Consider the following 14354-nt stretch of genomic DNA (forward strand, 5'->3'; position numbering starts at 1 on the left):
GCCGGGCCGCCGGGGTTGCCCCCTGCAAGGGGGGGGAGAGCGACACGAAGTGCGCGAGCCTGGGGGTGTGTCACCTCAACCCCAGCACGTCGAACATGTCGAACAGCCCGGCGCGCTGGCCGGCCAGGAAGCGAACGGCCCGCAGGCTGCCTTGCGCATAGGTTGCGCGGCTCGCCGACTTGTGCGTGATCTCGATGCGCTCGCCGGTGCCGGCAAACAGCACCGTGTGGTCGCCGACGATGTCCCCGCCACGGATCGTCGCAAAGCCGATCGTCGACGGGTCGCGTTCGCCGGTGACGCCTTCGCGTCCATAGACCGCGCATTCCTTGAGGTCTCGACCGAGCGCGTCGGCGATCACTTCGCCCATCTTGAGTGCGGTGCCCGAGGGCGCGTCGACCTTGTGGCGGTGGTGCGCCTCGATGATCTCGATGTCATAGCCGGTCGACAGCGCCTTGGCGGCCATCTCGAGCAGCTTGAAGGTGACGTTGACGCCCACGCTCATGTTCGGCGCCATCATGATGGCGATGTCCTTGGCGGCCGCGGCGATCTCGGCCTTCTGGGCATCGCTGAAGCCGGTGGTGCCGATCACCATCTGCACACCGAGCTCGCGGCACACGGCGAGGTGCGCCAGCGTGCCTTCGGGGCGCGTGAAGTCAATCAGCACCTGCGCGTCCTTGAGTCCGGCGCGCAGGTCGGACGCGATCGGCACACCGCTGGTGAACCCGAGGAATGCGGCTGCATCGCTGCCGATCGCGGCACTGCCCGCGACGTCGAGAGCGCCGGCGAGGCGGCAATCCGGCGCCTCGCGCACGGCCTCGATCAGCATATGGCCCATGCGCCCGGAAGCGCCCGCGATCGCGATGCGCCGCGGAGAAGAAGATGGAGAAGAAGAGTCGGTCACGCGTTTCAACCTCTGGAAATGCGGAATTCGAAGAAAAGCGCGGCGACCTCCGTCGGCCGGCGCGGACTCAGCGCGATTCGAGCGGAGGATAGGCCGCAGGCAGTGCCGGCGGGGGGGACGTCGACACCGCGGAAGCGTCGCCGTCCGCCTTTTTGTCCGTGGGCGGATCGAACTTCTTGAGCTTGTCCTCGGGCGCTTCCAGCTCGATCACCTTGCCGCTGTGCTTGACGCGGTTGTCGAGTTGGGCGACGAACTCTTCCTCGCTGGGCATCGGGTCGCCTTCGAAGCGTTCGAGCACATCGCCGTTGAAGTAGAGCGTCAGTCGGCGCTGCTGCGCCTCGACGCCCTGGCGCCGGATCGTGAACACATAGTCCCAGCGGTTGGCATGGAAAACATCGGTCAGGAGCGACGTGCCGAGAATTTCGCGCGCCTGCTGGCGCGACATGCCGAGCTTGAGCGCCTCGACCTGTTCCTTGGACACGAAATTGCCCTGGACCACTTCGACCTTGTAGGGCGTGACGGCTGTCAGGGCGTTGCGCGCACCGTTGCCGACACTGCTGCAAGCGCCGAGACACAGGCTCGCCGCAACGGCGCCGAGGAGCGGCCAGAAGCGGCGTTGTGGAATGGCAGGCATGGAAAAAGGGTTGGGCGATATGATCAAATCATTGTAGCGGCTGGCCCCCGGCGGGCCCCTCCCGCACGGCCGGCGCAGGAATCACCATGGCGAACATCGACGAACTCAAGAACACCGGCCTCAAGGCCACCCTGCCGCGCCTCAAGATTCTCGAAATCTTCCAGAACGGCGGCCAGCGCCACATGACGGCGGAAGACGTGTTCCGCGTCCTGCTCAACGACCATTCCGACATCGGCCTGGCCACGGTCTACCGCGTGCTCACGCAGTTCGAGCAGGCCGGCATCCTCGAGCGCAGCCACTTCGAAAGCGGCAAGGCGGTCTACGAACTCAACGAGGGCAAGCATCACGACCATCTCGTGTGCACCTCGTGCGGCAAGGTCGAGGAGTTCTACGACGCGGAGATCGAGCGCCGCCAGCAGATGATCGCCAAGGACAAGGGCTGGATCCTGCAGGACCATGCCATGTCCCTCTACGGCCTCTGCGCAGACTGCACAAGCAAACGCTAGCCCGATGCACCAGAAACACCGCGGAACCGGCTTCGCCGGGCCGCTGGTGTTGCCCCCGGCAGGGGGGTCGGCGGCTACACGCAGTGAGCAAGCCTGGGGGCGAGCCTAATCACTCGTCTTCGCGGGCGCTTTCCATCGCTTTGTGGTGGCGGGCGACGAAGTCTGCGTAGGTATCGATGCCGCGCAGTTGCAGGATCGAATTGCGCACGGCGGCCTCGACCAGCACGGCAATGTTGCGGCCGGCGACGACCTGGATGATCACCTTGCGCACCGGAATGCCCAGGACGTCCTGCGTGAGCGGTGCGGAGGGCATGCGCTCGTAGTCGCGTTCGAAGCTGTCGCGCCGCACCAGGTGGACGATCAGCTTGAGCCGCATCTTCCGGCGCACCGCCGTCTCCCCGAAGATGGCGCGGATGTCGAGCAGGCCGATCCCGCGCACTTCGAGCAGGTTCTGCAGCAGTTCGGGACAGCGCCCTTCGAGCGTGGTCTGGTTGATGCGGTAGAGATCGACGGCGTCGTCGGCCACGAGGCCGTTGCCGCGCGAAATCAGTTCCAGCCCAAGTTCGCTCTTGCCGAGCCCGGACTCGCCCGTGATCATCACGCCGAGTCCCAGGATGTCCATGAACACGCCGTGCATCGAGGTGCGCTCGGCGAAGTGCTTGGAGAGATAGGCGCGCAGCACATCGATCACGAAGGCCGACGATTCACGCGTGGCAAACAGGGGCAATTGCGCGCGCTCGCAGATCGACAGGAGTTCGTCCGGGGCCGGCTGGCCGTCCGCCAGCACCAGCATCGGCGGCTCCAGCGTCACGATGCGGGCAACGCGCCGGACGCAATCCTCGGGCGTGCCGCGCGTGAGGTAGGCCACCTCGCGGGCGCCCAGGATCTGCACGCGGTAAGGGTGGATGTAGTTGAGGTAGCCCACCAGGTCGGCGGCGGACTGGGCGCGGCTGATGACGTCGGGGTCGAACTGGCGTTCCGAGGCACCGAGACCCGCCAGCCACTCCCACCGGAGCGAGCCGCGGAACTCCTCGAACATCGCGTCGGCGCTGATGACGGTCGGCTTCATGCGCCAGACCGCCCAGCGCCCACGCGCGTCACGCGACCTGGGCGGATTGCCATCCTGCGATCAGGGCGTGCAGTGCCGCGGCGTCCGAGCTCGACTTGATCTGCTCGCGCAGGTTGGCGTCGCTCAGGAGTTCGGCGATCTCGGAGAGTATTTCCAGGTGTTTCTGCGTGGCGGCTTCCGGCACGAGCAGGAAGATCAGCAGGACGACGGGCTGCTCGTCCGGCGCGTCGAACCCGATTGGATTCGCCAGCTGGAAGACGGCGGCCATCGGCGACTTGAGGCCCTTGATGCGGCCATGCGGGATGGCGACGCCGTGGCCCAGGCCAGTGGAGCCAAGACGCTCCCGGGCAAACAGGCTGTCGGTGATGAGGGCGCGGCCGAGGCCATGCAGGTTCTCGAACAGCAGGCCGGCTTCTTCAAAAGCACGCTTCTTGCTGGTGGCGTCAACGCTCACGAGCACTTGAGCGGGCGGCAGGATGGACGCGAGTCGGTTCATGTTGGGGCAGGGCGGGGGCGATTATGCACCCACCCCGAAAAAAGCAAAGGGCCGCCCGAAGGCGGCCCGCAAGAGTATTTGCCCGGAGAGGTACTACATCACGCGCTTGGGCGCCGCATGATGGTGATCCTGCAAGCGGTCCTTGTGGCGGACCACCTGCCTGTCGAGCTTGTCGACCAGCTCGTCCACGGCAGCGTAGAGATCAGCGTGACTCGACTCCGCGAACATGTCATTTCCCTTGACGTGAATATTGCATTCGGCACGTTGCCGGCGTTCCTTTTCCTTTTGCTTTTCCACCGTGAGGATCACCTTCACATCGACCACCTGGTCGAAATGGCGGGTGATGCGATCCAGCTTGTTCGTTACGTAGCTGCGCAAGGCGGGAGTGACGTCGAGGTGATGACCGCTGATCGTCAAATTCATGAATGACCTCCTGGAATTGACGGTTGGGAAAAAAGCCGCGCCTCACGAGGAGGAACAGCCGGGGAATGAAGTCGGAGTGGGGAGAAAGAGGGGGGAGAGAAGGAGAGAGGAAGGCGGGAAAAGGCGGGAAGGTCGGTTCACTATGCCCACGCTGTCATCGAAATGCAATCTTTCCGAACACGTACAAAGGGCCATTCCCCGTAGGGGATTCCCCGCACTATGATCCGATAGTTCTCACCTCGCGAGCCACACAACTTCGCCGCAAGCGCAGCGCGTTCGCGAAACACCACGGATCCGGCTCCGCCGGTCCGCAGGTGTTGCCCCGGTCAGGGGATAGGCGAAGCGACACGAAGTGCGCGCAGCCTGGGGGCGAGCGTCACCTCCAAGCGGCCCGCATTCGACTGAGCAGGTCGATCGTTGCCGCCGGCGGAGGGACATGCGGCGCACGCTCCGGCGGCGCCGGCCAGGTCTGCTGCTCGAAGCGCTCCGCGTCGGACGCCGTGATGAAGCGTGTACGACCTGCGTACAAGTGTCGGTCGCCGCGTGCGGCCTGCTGCGTGACATAGAAGCGTTGAGGCACCAGCAGATGAAGGTGATCGCGTGCCCGCGTCATCGCGACATAGAGCAGGCGACGCTCTTCTTCGAGCTCCTGCGCGCCCTGCGCGACGTCCGCAGGGATGCACCCGTCGACCACGTTCAACACATGCACCGAGGTCCACTCCTGCCCCTTGGCCGAGTGGATGGTCGAAAGGATCAGGTAATCCTCGTCAAGCAGCGGAGGCCCTGGTCGGTCGCTCGTGGCTTCGGGCGGATCGAGCGTGAGCTCGGTCAGGAAGCGCTCGCGCGACGCATAGCCCGATGCGAGTCGCGCCAGTTGCTCGACATCGCCGCGGCGCAGGCCTGCATCGTCGTGAAGGCGTTCCAGATGCGGCAGGTACCACCGAAGCGCAAGGTCCATGTCGGCAGGCCAGGCAAGGTCCGGGGACCGAAGCGCCGAGTAGATCTCGGCGAAGCGCGCCCACTCGGCCTGGGCAGCCGAAGGCGGAACGAAGGCCTGGACGACCGCGCCCGGATCGGCTGCTTCGACCATCGCATCGAGCAGCCGTGTTGCCGTGACCGGCCCGATGCCGGGAATCAGCTGCGTGACCCGGAAGCCGGCCATCCGCCCGCGCGGATTCTGCGCAAAACGCAGCACGGCGAGCAGGTCCTTCACGTGCGCGGCTTCGAGGAACTTGAGGCCGCCGTACTTGACGAACGGAATGTTGCGGCGCGCCAATTCCAGTTCGAGCGCGGCGCTGTGCGTCGAGGTGCGAAACAGCACCACCTGGGACTTCAGCGCCAGCCCGCCTTCGCGATGTGCCAGCACCCGATCGGCCACCCAGCGCGCTTGCTGCGCCTCGTCGGGCACCAGCACGAGTTGCGGGCGGCCTGCCGAGGGCTTGTCGGTCCAGAGCGTCTTCGCATGGCGCTCCGATGCGGCGGCGATCACCGCATTCGACACATCCAGGATGGGCTGCGTCGAGCGGTAGTTGCGTTCGAGCGTGACGATGCGCGCCGCCTGACTGAACTGCTGCGGGAAGTCGAGGATGTTGCGCACTGTTGCACCGCGGAAAGAGTAGATCGACTGCGCGTCGTCCCCCACCACCGTGACGCCGCGTCCGTCGGGCTTGAGCGAACGCAGGATGGCGGCCTGCAGCAGGTTGGTGTCCTGGTATTCATCGACCAGCACATGGTCGAAGCGCGCGCCGACGTGTGCCGCGAGAGACGGCTCGGCCACCATTTCGGCCCAGTAGAGCAGCAGGTCGTCATAGTCGAGCACCTGCTGCTGCTGCTTGGCCTCGACATAGGCGCCGAACAGCCGCTTGAGTTCCGCCTCCCATTCGGCGCACCAGGGAAAGGCGTGCTTGAGCACCTCCCCCAGTGGCGCGCAGGTGTTGACGGTGCGCGAATAGATGGAGAGGCAGGTTCCCTTCTGCGGAAAGCGCCGCGTGGTGGACGACAGCCCGAGATCATTGCGCACCAGCCCCATCAGGTCCTCGGCGTCGCCGCGATCGTGGATGGTGAAGTTCTTTGCGAGGCCCACCTGAGCCGCGTACTAGCGGAGCAGCCGTGCCCCGATGCCGTGGAAGGTGCCGGCCCAGGGCAGCGCCGGCGGCGCCTCGGATTTCAGGCCGAGCACACGCGCAAGGACCTGGCCGGCGCGGCGTTCCATTTCCTGCGCTGCACGGCGAGAGAAGGTCAGCAGCAGGATCCGCTGCGGATCGACGCCGCGCGCAATCAGGTGGGCCACGCGGTGCGCCAGCGTGCTGGTCTTGCCGGAGCCGGCGCCGGCGATCACGAGCAACGGCCGGTCGTCCTGTCCGCCATCGCCCACGGCGGCATCCACACCGTGCTCCACCGCCGCACGCTGTTCGTCATTGAGCTGAGCCAGCGCGGCCGCAAGCCGCTCTGCCTGGGTGGCGGGAATGGGTTTCGCGACGCTCTGCATCGGCGCCACTTTACTGGACGTCCATCCAGATACCGTCACGAATTGCGCAAGGGCGAATGACATAATCGCGCCTAGCTGCAACCGGAGCCTTTCACATGGATACCGACCCGTCTCGGCAGCTTTCACTTCCGCTCTGACATGTCCGTTGGCGAGGGAGTTGAAAGCGCCCCACCCCTTCGCCCAACCGCCAGACCATTCACGGGAGTGAGCCCATGCTCAACATCTTCACGCTCGCCAACGGGCGCCTCGTCCAGGAAGAGATCGAGGCGCTCGAGGAGCTTTCGCAGTTCCAGCCGATCTGGGTCGACCTCGAATCGCCCACGCTCGAGGAAAAGCGCTGGATCAAGCAGTACTACGGCCTCTCCATCCCGGAAGACGCGATGGACGAGGACATCGAGGAATCGGCCCGCTTCTACGAAGAGGACAACGGCGAACTCCACATCCGCAGTGACTTCCTGATCGATGACGACGAGAACCCGCGCTCGGTGCGCGTGGCCTTCATCCTCAACCAGCACAACACGGAGCTACGCAGCCGCGGCGTGCTGTTCTCGATCCATGACGAGGACGTCCCGGTGTTCCGCCTGCTGCGCATGCGCGCACGTCGCGCACCCGGCCTGATCGAGGATGCCAAGGAGGTGCTGCTCAAGCTGTTCGACGCCGACGCCGAATACTCCGCCGACACGCTCGAGAACATCTATGACGAACTCGAGGCCGCCGGCAAGAAGGTGCTGTCGGGCAACGTCAGCGACGAACTGGCGGGCGAAGTGCTCGGCGCCATCGCACGGCAGGAAGACTTGAACGGACGCATCCGCCGCAACGTCATGGACACCCGCCGGGCGGTCAGCTTCATGATGCGCAGCCGCATGCTGAACGCGGAGCAGTTCGAGGAGGCGCGGCAGATTCTTCGCGACATCGAATCGCTCGACAACCACACGGCATTCCTCTTCGACAAGATCAACTTCCTGATGGATGCGACCGTCGGTTTCATCAACATCAACCAGAACAAGACCATCAAGATCTTCTCGGTCGCGAGCGTGGCCCTGCTGCCACCGACGTTGATCGCCAGCGTCTACGGCATGAACTTCAAGTTCATGCCCGAGCTCGACCTGACCTACGGCTACGCCTACGCGATCGCGCTGATGATCGCGAGCGCGATGGTGCCCATGTGGTACTTCCGCCGTCGCGGCTGGCTTAAATAGGCCCGTCCGTCGGCAGCGTGGCCAGCCACGTATCGACCAGCGCGAGGCTGTAGCGGCTCGCCACCGACGAGACGAAGCGCGTGAAATCGCCGTGGGCCGCGTCGTCGGCCCGATCCGAAATGGTTCGCACCGCGGCGAAGGGCACGCCGTAGTCGTGGCACACCTGGGCCACCGCGGCACCTTCCATCTCGACCGCGAGCGCGTCCGGCAATGCGCGGCGCAACGCATCGCTTTCGGCCGAGGTCGACACGAAGCGGTCCCCGCTCACGATCAGTCCACGATGGACCTTCGGCGCCGTGAGGCCGAAGTCCTCCACCACCTTCTCGCCCAGCAGCGTCACCGGATCGCTCAACAGGTCTGCGGCCACGGCGGCCAGCGCATCGCTGATCGCAGTGTCGGCAGCGAAGCGCGCATGGCCGGTCAAAGGCACTTCGTACTTCGGGAAGATCGGCGAAGCGTCCAGGTCGTGCTGCAGAAGCCGTGTCGCCACCACCACGTCACCGACTTCGATGCCGGGTGCCAATCCGCCGGCGACGCCCGTGAACACGATGGCGCGCACGCCGAAGCGCTCCATCAGCACCGTAGCCGTCGTCGCAGCCGCGACCTTGCCGATGCGCGACAAGACCGCGACCACGAGCTGCCCCTGCAGGTGACCGACCCAGAAGTCCCGCCCAGCCACATGAATGCGCTGCTCGTCAGGCATCTGCGCGAGCAGCGCCGCCAATTCCTCGTGCATCGCAGCCACGATGGCGACAGGCAGGCGAGCCGAATCGCTCACACCGGCCTCAGCCCCCGGTCGGGGAATACCGCGGATCCGGCTCCGCCGGTCCGCCGGTATTGCCCCCTGCAAGGGGGTGGGCGGCCACACGAAGTGGGCAAGCCTGGGGGTTCATTTGATATCCACGCCGTAGAAGGTATGGCGACCGAAGGGGCTCAGCTTGAAGTCGACGACTTCCTTGCGGACCGGCTTCAATTGAACGGCATGCGCGATGGTGAACCACGGTGCCTGCTCCTTGAAGATGACCTGGGCCTTCTTGTAGAGCGCATCGCGCTCGGCCTGCTTCGGCACGTTCTTCGCCTGCACGACCAGGTCCTCGTAGGGCTTGTAGCAGAACTTCGCCACGTTGCTGCCGTTCGATTGCGCAGATGCGCAGCCGAGCAGCGTGTACATGAAGTTGTCCGGATCACCGTTGTCGCCCGTCCAGCCGAGCATGCCCATCTGGTGCTCACCGGCCTGCATGCGCTTGCGGTATTCGCCCCATTCGAAGGACTTGATCTCCGCCTTGACGCCGATCTTCGCGAGGTCGGCCTGCATCAGCTCGGCGATGCGCTTGGCGTTCGGGTTGTAGGGACGCTGCACGGGCATCGCCCACAGGTCGGTGGTGAAGCCATCCGGGTACCCGGCTTGCGCCAGCAGCTTCTTGGCGGCTTCCGGATCGTACGGATCGTCCTTGACCGCGTCGTTGTACGACCACATCGTCGGCGGGATCGGATTCTTGGCGGCCACACCGGTCGTCAGGTAGACGCCGTCGATGATCGCCTTCTTGTTGATCGCCATGTTGAGCGCCTTGCGCACGCGCACGTCGTCGAAGGGCTTCTTCTGCGTGTTGTAGGCGAGATAGCCGACGTTGAGCCCTGCCTGGTCCAGTACCTGCACGTTGGGATCCTTGCGGATTGCATCCAGGTCGGCGGGATTGGGGTACGGCATCACATGGCATTCGCCCTTCTGCAGCTTGGCCCAGCGCACCGATGCATCGGGCGTGATCGCGAAGATCAGGTCATCGATCTTGGCCTTGCCGCCCCAGTACTGCGGGAAGGCCTTGAACCGCACGATGGCGTCCTTCTGGTACTGCACCAGATAGAACGGGCCCGTGCCGATCGGATCCTGGTCGACCTTTTCCGGCGTGCCGGCCTTCAGCATCGCGATCGCGTATTCCTTCGACTGGATGCCGGCGTAGGGCATCGCGAGATTGGCGAGGAAGGGCGCCTCGGGCTTGTTCAGCACGAACTTCACCGTGTAGTCGTCGATGCGATCGATCGACTTCAGCAGCTTCGGCATGCCCATGTCGTTGAAGTACGAGTGGTTCGTGCTCGTGACCTTGAAGAAGGGGTCGTTCTCCTTCCACTGCCGTTCCATCATGAAGATGACGTCGTCGGCATTGAAATCGCGAGTGGGCTTGAAGCTTTTCGCCGTGTTGTGCCACTTGACGCCCTTGCGCAGCTTGAATGTGTATTCCAGGCCGTCCGGCGAGATGGTCCAGCTCTCGGCGAGGCCGGGGATGACCTTCGTGCCGCCGCGCTCGAACTCGACGAGATTGTTGTAGACCTGCGTCGTGACGTCGAAGGAGGTTCCCGTGGTGTTCACCGCCGCGTAGAAGTTTTCCGGACTGCCCTCGGAGCAGAAGACCAGCGTCTTGGCCGACGCTGCGCCGCAGGCGAGCGCAAGCGCGGCGGGCGCGAGCAGCGCGGCGGCGCGCAGCCGACGCGAAGTTTTGGAAGTGGGGGACATGTCGGACGACTCCTTCAGGGTTGAATCCGCGCAGACGCGGGCAGGGAATGATCGGCACGGACTTCCGCCGCGCCATCGAGAAACTTTTCGGCGTGATGGCAGGCCACCATGCGTTCGTCCAGCATGCGCGGCAGCGGACGCTCCGTGCGGCAGCGCTCGGTGGCATGCGCGCACCGTGTGTTGAACACGCAGCCCGGCGGCGGCGCCAGCGGCGACGGCAGTTCGCCCTTGAGCACGATCCGCTCCGCGGCGAGCCCCGGCGTCGATGCCAGCAGCGCCTGGGTGTAGGGATGCAAGGGCCGCGCGAAGATGCGTGCCTTCGGACCCTGCTCGACCGCATGGCCGAGGTACATCACCAGCACGTCGTGCGCGATGTGGCGCACCACGCCGAGGTCGTGCGAGATGAACAGGTAGGACAGTCCCAGTTCGGCCTGCAAGTCCGCGAGCAGATTCAGCACCTGCGCCTGGATGGACACGTCGAGCGCCGACACCGGCTCGTCGGCCACCAGCAGGCGCGGATCGAGCATCAGCGCACGCGCGATCGCGATGCGCTGGCGCTGTCCGCCCGAGAACATGTGGGGATAGCGATTGGCGTACTCGGGCCGCAGCCCGACGCGCGCCAGCATGTCGCGGGCCTTGGCGGCGCGCTCCGACTTGCCCAGCGTCGTGTTGATCGCCAGCGGATCTTCGAGCACGGCCGAGATCTTCTTGCGCGGATTGAGCGATCCGTAGGGGTTCTGGAACACCAGTTGCACGGCCTGCCGCAACTCGCGCCGCCGCTCGGACGGCGGATTCACCGCATCGTTGCCCACGAGCGTCAGCGAGCCGGCCGTCGGCTTCTCGATCAGCGCGACCATGCGCGCCAGCGTCGACTTGCCGCAGCCCGATTCGCCGACCACCGCGAGGGTGCGCCCCTTCTCCAGCCTGAACGAAATGTCGCCGACCGCCTGCAGATGGGCAGGCGCGCGGAACAGACCGCGTCGCACCGAATAGACGCGCTGCAGGTTCTGCGCCTCCACGACGACGTCGTTCATCGCACGAACTCCACCACCTGTGCGCCGTCACGGGCCAGCGCTTCGTCGCGACGCGGATCGCCCAGCGCGTAGTGGCAGCGCACCTGCCCGCCCATCCAGTCGCGCAAGGCCGGTCGCACGGCGCGCGAATGCGCGGTCGCGTAGCCGCATCGCGGCGCGAAGAGGCAACCGGCAGGCCGGTCGTGCACGCCCGGCACCACGCCCGAAATGGTGGCGAGGCGGCCTTCCCCTGCGGTGCGCTCCGGCAGCGCCGCAAGCAAGGCGGCGGTGTACGGATGCTGCGGCGCGGCGAAGAGCTCGGACACGCTGCGCTCTTCCATCACCTGGCCCGCATACATCACGGCCACGCGCTGCGCCATCTCGCTGACGACGCCCATGTTGTGCGTGATCAGCACCAGACCCATGCCGCGCTCTTTCTGCAGGCTGCGCAACAGGTCGAGGATCTGGGCCTGGATGGTCACATCGAGTGCGGTGGTCGGCTCGTCGGCAATCAGCAGGCGCGGATTGCAAGCAATCGCCATCGCGATCATCACGCGCTGGTTCATGCCGCCCGAAAGTTGATGCGGATAGCTGTTGAGGCGCGTCGAAGCCGCAGGGATGCCCACCTGCTCGAGCAACCCGGTCGCACGCTTCTTCGCCTCGCGCTTGTCGAGGTTGAGGTGCAGTCGCAGCGTCTCCATCAGCTGCCAGCCGATGGTGAAGCAGGGGTTGAGGCTGGTCGTCGGCTCCTGGAAGATCATCGCGACATCCTTGCCGACGAGCTTGCGCCGCTCGCGATCGGAGATGCCGAGCAGGTCCTGGCCGGCGAAGCGCAGATGCTCTGCGCGCACGCGGCCGGGCCAGGCGATGAGGCCCATCAGCGCCATCATCGTCACGCTCTTGCCCGAGCCCGATTCGCCGACGATGCCGAGCACCTCGCCCTCCTCCAGGCGAAGTGTCACGCCGTCGACGGCATGCAACGTGCCGCCTTGCGTGGGGAACTCCACGTGTAGATCGCGAATGTCAAGCAGCGGCATCAGCACTCCTCGCAGGCGCACCCGCGGCAACAAGGGCCAGAAACCCCGCGGAGCCGGCTCCGCCGGATCGCCGGGGTTGCCCCCGGAGGGGGGTGCAGAGCCACACGAAGTGGGCGAGGCTGGGGGCGAGCTTCATGCTTAGCGTTTCAGCTTGGGATCGAGGGAGTCACGCAAGCCATCGCCCAGCAGGTTGAATGCAAGTACGGCGGCAAGGATCGCGAGCCCAGGAAAAGTGACGACCCACCACGCGCGCAGCACGAACTCGCGTGCGTCGGCGAGCATGGTTCCCCACTCCGGGGACGGGGGCTGCGCGCCCAGGCCGAGAAAGCCGAGGGCTGCCGCGTCGAGGATGGCGGTCGAGATGCCCAGCGAAGCTTGAACGATCAGGGGCGCGGCGCAATTGGGCAGTACCTCGCGGAACATCAGCCGTAGCGTGCCCGCACCACTCACGCGTGCGGCCGTTACGTAATCACGCGAGACCTCGGAGATCACGGCGGCGCGCGTGATGCGAACGTAATGCGGCAGCACCACGATCGCGACCGCAAGCATCGCGTTGATCAGCCCCGGCCCGAGGATCGCGACGATCACGATCGCAAGCAGCAGGCTCGGCAGCGTGAGGATCACGTCCATGAACCGCATGATCGCGATCTCGAGCACGCCCCGGAAGAAGCCGGCGATCAGCCCCAGCGCAATGCCGACCGCGACCGAGATCGCAACCACCGCGATCCCGATCGACAGCGAGAGCCGCGAGCCGTACATGAGTCGCGAGAGGATGTCTCGCCCAATGGCATCGGTGCCGAGGATGTGCGTGATCGAGCCGCCCTCCTGCCAAGCCGGCGGCCGGAGGAAAGCGGTGCTGTCGGTCTGGTTGGGCGCATGCGGCGCGATCCACGGCGCGAACAAGGCCACCAGCAGCAGGAAGACGACCACGCCCAGCCCGATGACCGCGCCGCGATTGGCCGAGAACGAACCCCAGAACTCGCGCCAGGGACCGGGCGGCGCAGTGCTTTTCTCGACGGGGACCACTGTGGTACTCGGAGCGCTCATCGTGCCTGCCTGATGCGAGGGTTGATGAAACCGTAGGCCAGGTCGACCACGACGTTGACCACCATCACGATCACGCCGAGCAGCAGCATGCCGCCCTGCAGCACCGGATAGTCGCGCCGGCCGATGGCTTCGATCAGCCACTTGCCGACGCCCGGCCAGGAAAAGATGGTTTCGGTCAGGATGGCGCCGGTAAAGAGCACGCCGACCTGCAGGCCGATCACCGTGACCACCGGAATCAACGCGTTGCGCAGCGCATGCACGCCGACCACGCGAAGCGGGGCCAGGCCCTTCGCCCGCGCGGTGCGGATGTAGTCCTCGCCGAGCACTTCGAGCATGGCCGACCGCGTCATGCGCGCGATCACCGCCAGCGTGTTGGTGCCGAGCACGATGGCCGGCAGGATCAGGTGCTGCAGCGCCGACAGGAATGCACCCTTTTCATCCGACAGCAGCGAATCGATCAGCAGGAAGCCCGTGACCGGCTCGATGTAGTACTGCACCGCGATGCGACCCGAGACCGGTGTCCATCCCAGCTGCACCGAGAAGAACAGGATCAGCAAAAGCCCCCACCAGAAGATAGGCATTGAATAGCCGGTGAGCGAAGTGGCCATCACGCCGTGGTCGAACAGCGAGTTGCGCTTGACCGCCGCGATGATGCCGGCCGGAATGCCGAGCAGCAGCGCAAACAGGATGGCGCAGACAGCCAGCTCGACCGTGGCCGGAAACAGCGAGAGAAACTCGCTCATCACCGGCTCCTGCGTGATGACGGACTTGCCCAGGTCGCCGTGCATCACGCGCTCGATGTAGATGCCGTATTGCGTGAAGAGCGGTTTGTCGAGGCCGTAGTCCTTCAGCAATTGCGCATGACGCACCGGATCGATGCCGCGCTCGCCCGCGAGCGTCTCGATGGGGTCGCCCGGCACCAGCCGGATCAGGAAAAACGCGAGCAGCGTCATGCCGATGAAGGTCGGCACGAGAAGGCTGGCGCGTGTCAGTATGAATCGGAACATGTCAGTCCCAATATGCAAGAGCGAT

General features: G+C 65.5%; 13 protein-coding genes and 1 pseudogene. 2 read left to right on the top strand and 12 right to left on the bottom strand.

What is annotated here, in order from left to right; genetic code table 11:
* Positions 1 to 70: 70 nt before the first annotated feature.
* A complete protein-coding gene (dapB, locus tag ACSFBL_RS26815; RefSeq protein ID WP_435518867.1) occupies positions 71 to 901 on the bottom strand; it encodes a 4-hydroxy-tetrahydrodipicolinate reductase in 831 nt (276 codons plus the stop codon).
* 67 nt (positions 902 to 968) lie between these two features.
* Positions 969 to 1535 (bottom strand): outer membrane protein assembly factor BamE, encoded by a 567-nt coding sequence (locus ACSFBL_RS26820; protein ID WP_435518868.1) that lies wholly within the window; start codon positions 1533 to 1535, stop codon positions 969 to 971.
* 86 nt (positions 1536 to 1621) lie between these two features.
* Between ACSFBL_RS26820 and fur the strand changes: the two genes are divergently transcribed.
* Positions 1622 to 2041 (top strand): ferric iron uptake transcriptional regulator, encoded by a 420-nt coding sequence (gene fur / locus ACSFBL_RS26825; RefSeq protein ID WP_435518869.1) that lies wholly within the window; start codon positions 1622 to 1624, stop codon positions 2039 to 2041.
* 109 nt (positions 2042 to 2150) lie between these two features.
* Here the strand turns inward: fur and hprK are convergent, their stop codons facing one another.
* From hprK to ACSFBL_RS26845, 4 genes and pseudogenes are all read right to left on the bottom strand, one after another.
* Positions 2151 to 3110 (bottom strand): HPr(Ser) kinase/phosphatase, encoded by a 960-nt coding sequence (hprK, locus tag ACSFBL_RS26830; RefSeq protein ID WP_435518870.1) that lies wholly within the window; start codon positions 3108 to 3110, stop codon positions 2151 to 2153.
* A gap of 28 nt (positions 3111 to 3138) precedes the next feature.
* The gene (locus ACSFBL_RS26835) at positions 3139 to 3606 is read right to left on the bottom strand and encodes a PTS sugar transporter subunit IIA (protein ID WP_028251657.1); all 468 of its coding nucleotides are present in this window, start codon (positions 3604 to 3606) and stop codon (positions 3139 to 3141) included.
* A gap of 93 nt (positions 3607 to 3699) precedes the next feature.
* A complete protein-coding gene (gene hpf, locus ACSFBL_RS26840; protein ID WP_028251656.1) occupies positions 3700 to 4029 on the bottom strand; it encodes a ribosome hibernation-promoting factor, HPF/YfiA family in 330 nt (109 codons plus the stop codon).
* Between the two features lie 376 nt (positions 4030 to 4405).
* A pseudogene (locus tag ACSFBL_RS26845) lies at positions 4406 to 6517 on the bottom strand (ATP-dependent helicase).
* 212 nt (positions 6518 to 6729) lie between these two features.
* Here ACSFBL_RS26845 and corA point away from each other — a divergent pair.
* Positions 6730 to 7716 carry a magnesium/cobalt transporter CorA gene (gene corA / locus ACSFBL_RS26850; RefSeq protein ID WP_435518871.1) on the top strand — a complete coding sequence of 329 codons (987 nt, stop codon included), beginning with the start codon at positions 6730 to 6732 and terminating at the stop codon, positions 7714 to 7716.
* Here the strand turns inward: corA and ACSFBL_RS26855 are convergent.
* The 6 genes from ACSFBL_RS26855 to ACSFBL_RS26880 all read right to left on the bottom strand — a co-directional run bounded on the left by ACSFBL_RS26855 (position 7709) and on the right by ACSFBL_RS26880 (position 14329).
* Positions 7709 to 8494, bottom strand: a complete 786-nt coding sequence (locus tag ACSFBL_RS26855; RefSeq protein WP_435518872.1) for a 5'-methylthioadenosine/adenosylhomocysteine nucleosidase — start codon at positions 8492 to 8494, stop codon at positions 7709 to 7711. The genes corA and ACSFBL_RS26855 overlap by 8 nt on opposite strands.
* A 111-nt stretch (positions 8495 to 8605) precedes the next feature.
* A complete protein-coding gene (locus tag ACSFBL_RS26860; RefSeq protein ID WP_435518873.1) occupies positions 8606 to 10225 on the bottom strand; it encodes an ABC transporter substrate-binding protein in 1620 nt (539 codons plus the stop codon).
* A 14-nt stretch (positions 10226 to 10239) separates the two neighbouring features.
* Positions 10240 to 11259 carry a peptide ABC transporter ATP-binding protein gene (locus ACSFBL_RS26865; protein WP_435518874.1) on the bottom strand — a complete coding sequence of 340 codons (1020 nt, stop codon included), beginning with the start codon at positions 11257 to 11259 and terminating at the stop codon, positions 10240 to 10242.
* Positions 11256 to 12275 carry an ABC transporter ATP-binding protein gene (locus ACSFBL_RS26870; RefSeq protein ID WP_435518875.1) on the bottom strand — a complete coding sequence of 340 codons (1020 nt, stop codon included), beginning with the start codon at positions 12273 to 12275 and terminating at the stop codon, positions 11256 to 11258. The genes ACSFBL_RS26865 and ACSFBL_RS26870 overlap by 4 nt, the downstream gene beginning before the upstream one ends.
* Before the next feature lie 138 nt (positions 12276 to 12413).
* Entirely contained in the window at positions 12414 to 13322 is a 909-nt protein-coding gene (locus ACSFBL_RS26875; RefSeq protein ID WP_435518876.1) for an ABC transporter permease subunit, read from the bottom strand.
* Positions 13319 to 14329, bottom strand: coding sequence for an ABC transporter permease subunit (locus ACSFBL_RS26880; RefSeq protein ID WP_435518877.1), 1011 nt, complete (start codon positions 14327 to 14329; stop codon positions 13319 to 13321). Before ACSFBL_RS26880 ends, ACSFBL_RS26875 begins: the two co-directional genes overlap by 4 nt.
* Between the last annotated feature and the right edge of the window lie 25 nt (positions 14330 to 14354).

Source organism: Variovorax glacialis, from assembly GCF_051216375.1.
Classification (GTDB): Bacteria; Pseudomonadota; Gammaproteobacteria; order Burkholderiales; family Burkholderiaceae_C; genus Variovorax.

Coding starts and splice junctions, on each gene's coding strand:
- hpf (WP_028251656.1), bottom strand. CDS start 4,029: ATGAATTTGACGATCAGCGGTCATCACCTCGACGTCACTCCCGCCTTG.
- corA (WP_435518871.1), top strand. CDS start 6,730: ATGCTCAACATCTTCACGCTCGCCAACGGGCGCCTCGTCCAGGAAGAG.
- ACSFBL_RS26865 (WP_435518874.1), bottom strand. CDS start 11,259: ATGAACGACGTCGTCGTGGAGGCGCAGAACCTGCAGCGCGTCTATTCG.
- hprK (WP_435518870.1), bottom strand. CDS start 3,110: ATGAAGCCGACCGTCATCAGCGCCGACGCGATGTTCGAGGAGTTCCGC.
- ACSFBL_RS26875 (WP_435518876.1), bottom strand. CDS start 13,322: ATGAGCGCTCCGAGTACCACAGTGGTCCCCGTCGAGAAAAGCACTGCG.
- ACSFBL_RS26835 (WP_028251657.1), bottom strand. CDS start 3,606: ATGAACCGACTCGCGTCCATCCTGCCGCCCGCTCAAGTGCTCGTGAGC.
- ACSFBL_RS26870 (WP_435518875.1), bottom strand. CDS start 12,275: ATGCCGCTGCTTGACATTCGCGATCTACACGTGGAGTTCCCCACGCAA.
- ACSFBL_RS26880 (WP_435518877.1), bottom strand. CDS start 14,329: ATGTTCCGATTCATACTGACACGCGCCAGCCTTCTCGTGCCGACCTTC.
- fur (WP_435518869.1), top strand. CDS start 1,622: ATGGCGAACATCGACGAACTCAAGAACACCGGCCTCAAGGCCACCCTG.
- ACSFBL_RS26820 (WP_435518868.1), bottom strand. CDS start 1,535: ATGCCTGCCATTCCACAACGCCGCTTCTGGCCGCTCCTCGGCGCCGTT.
- ACSFBL_RS26860 (WP_435518873.1), bottom strand. CDS start 10,225: ATGTCCCCCACTTCCAAAACTTCGCGTCGGCTGCGCGCCGCCGCGCTG.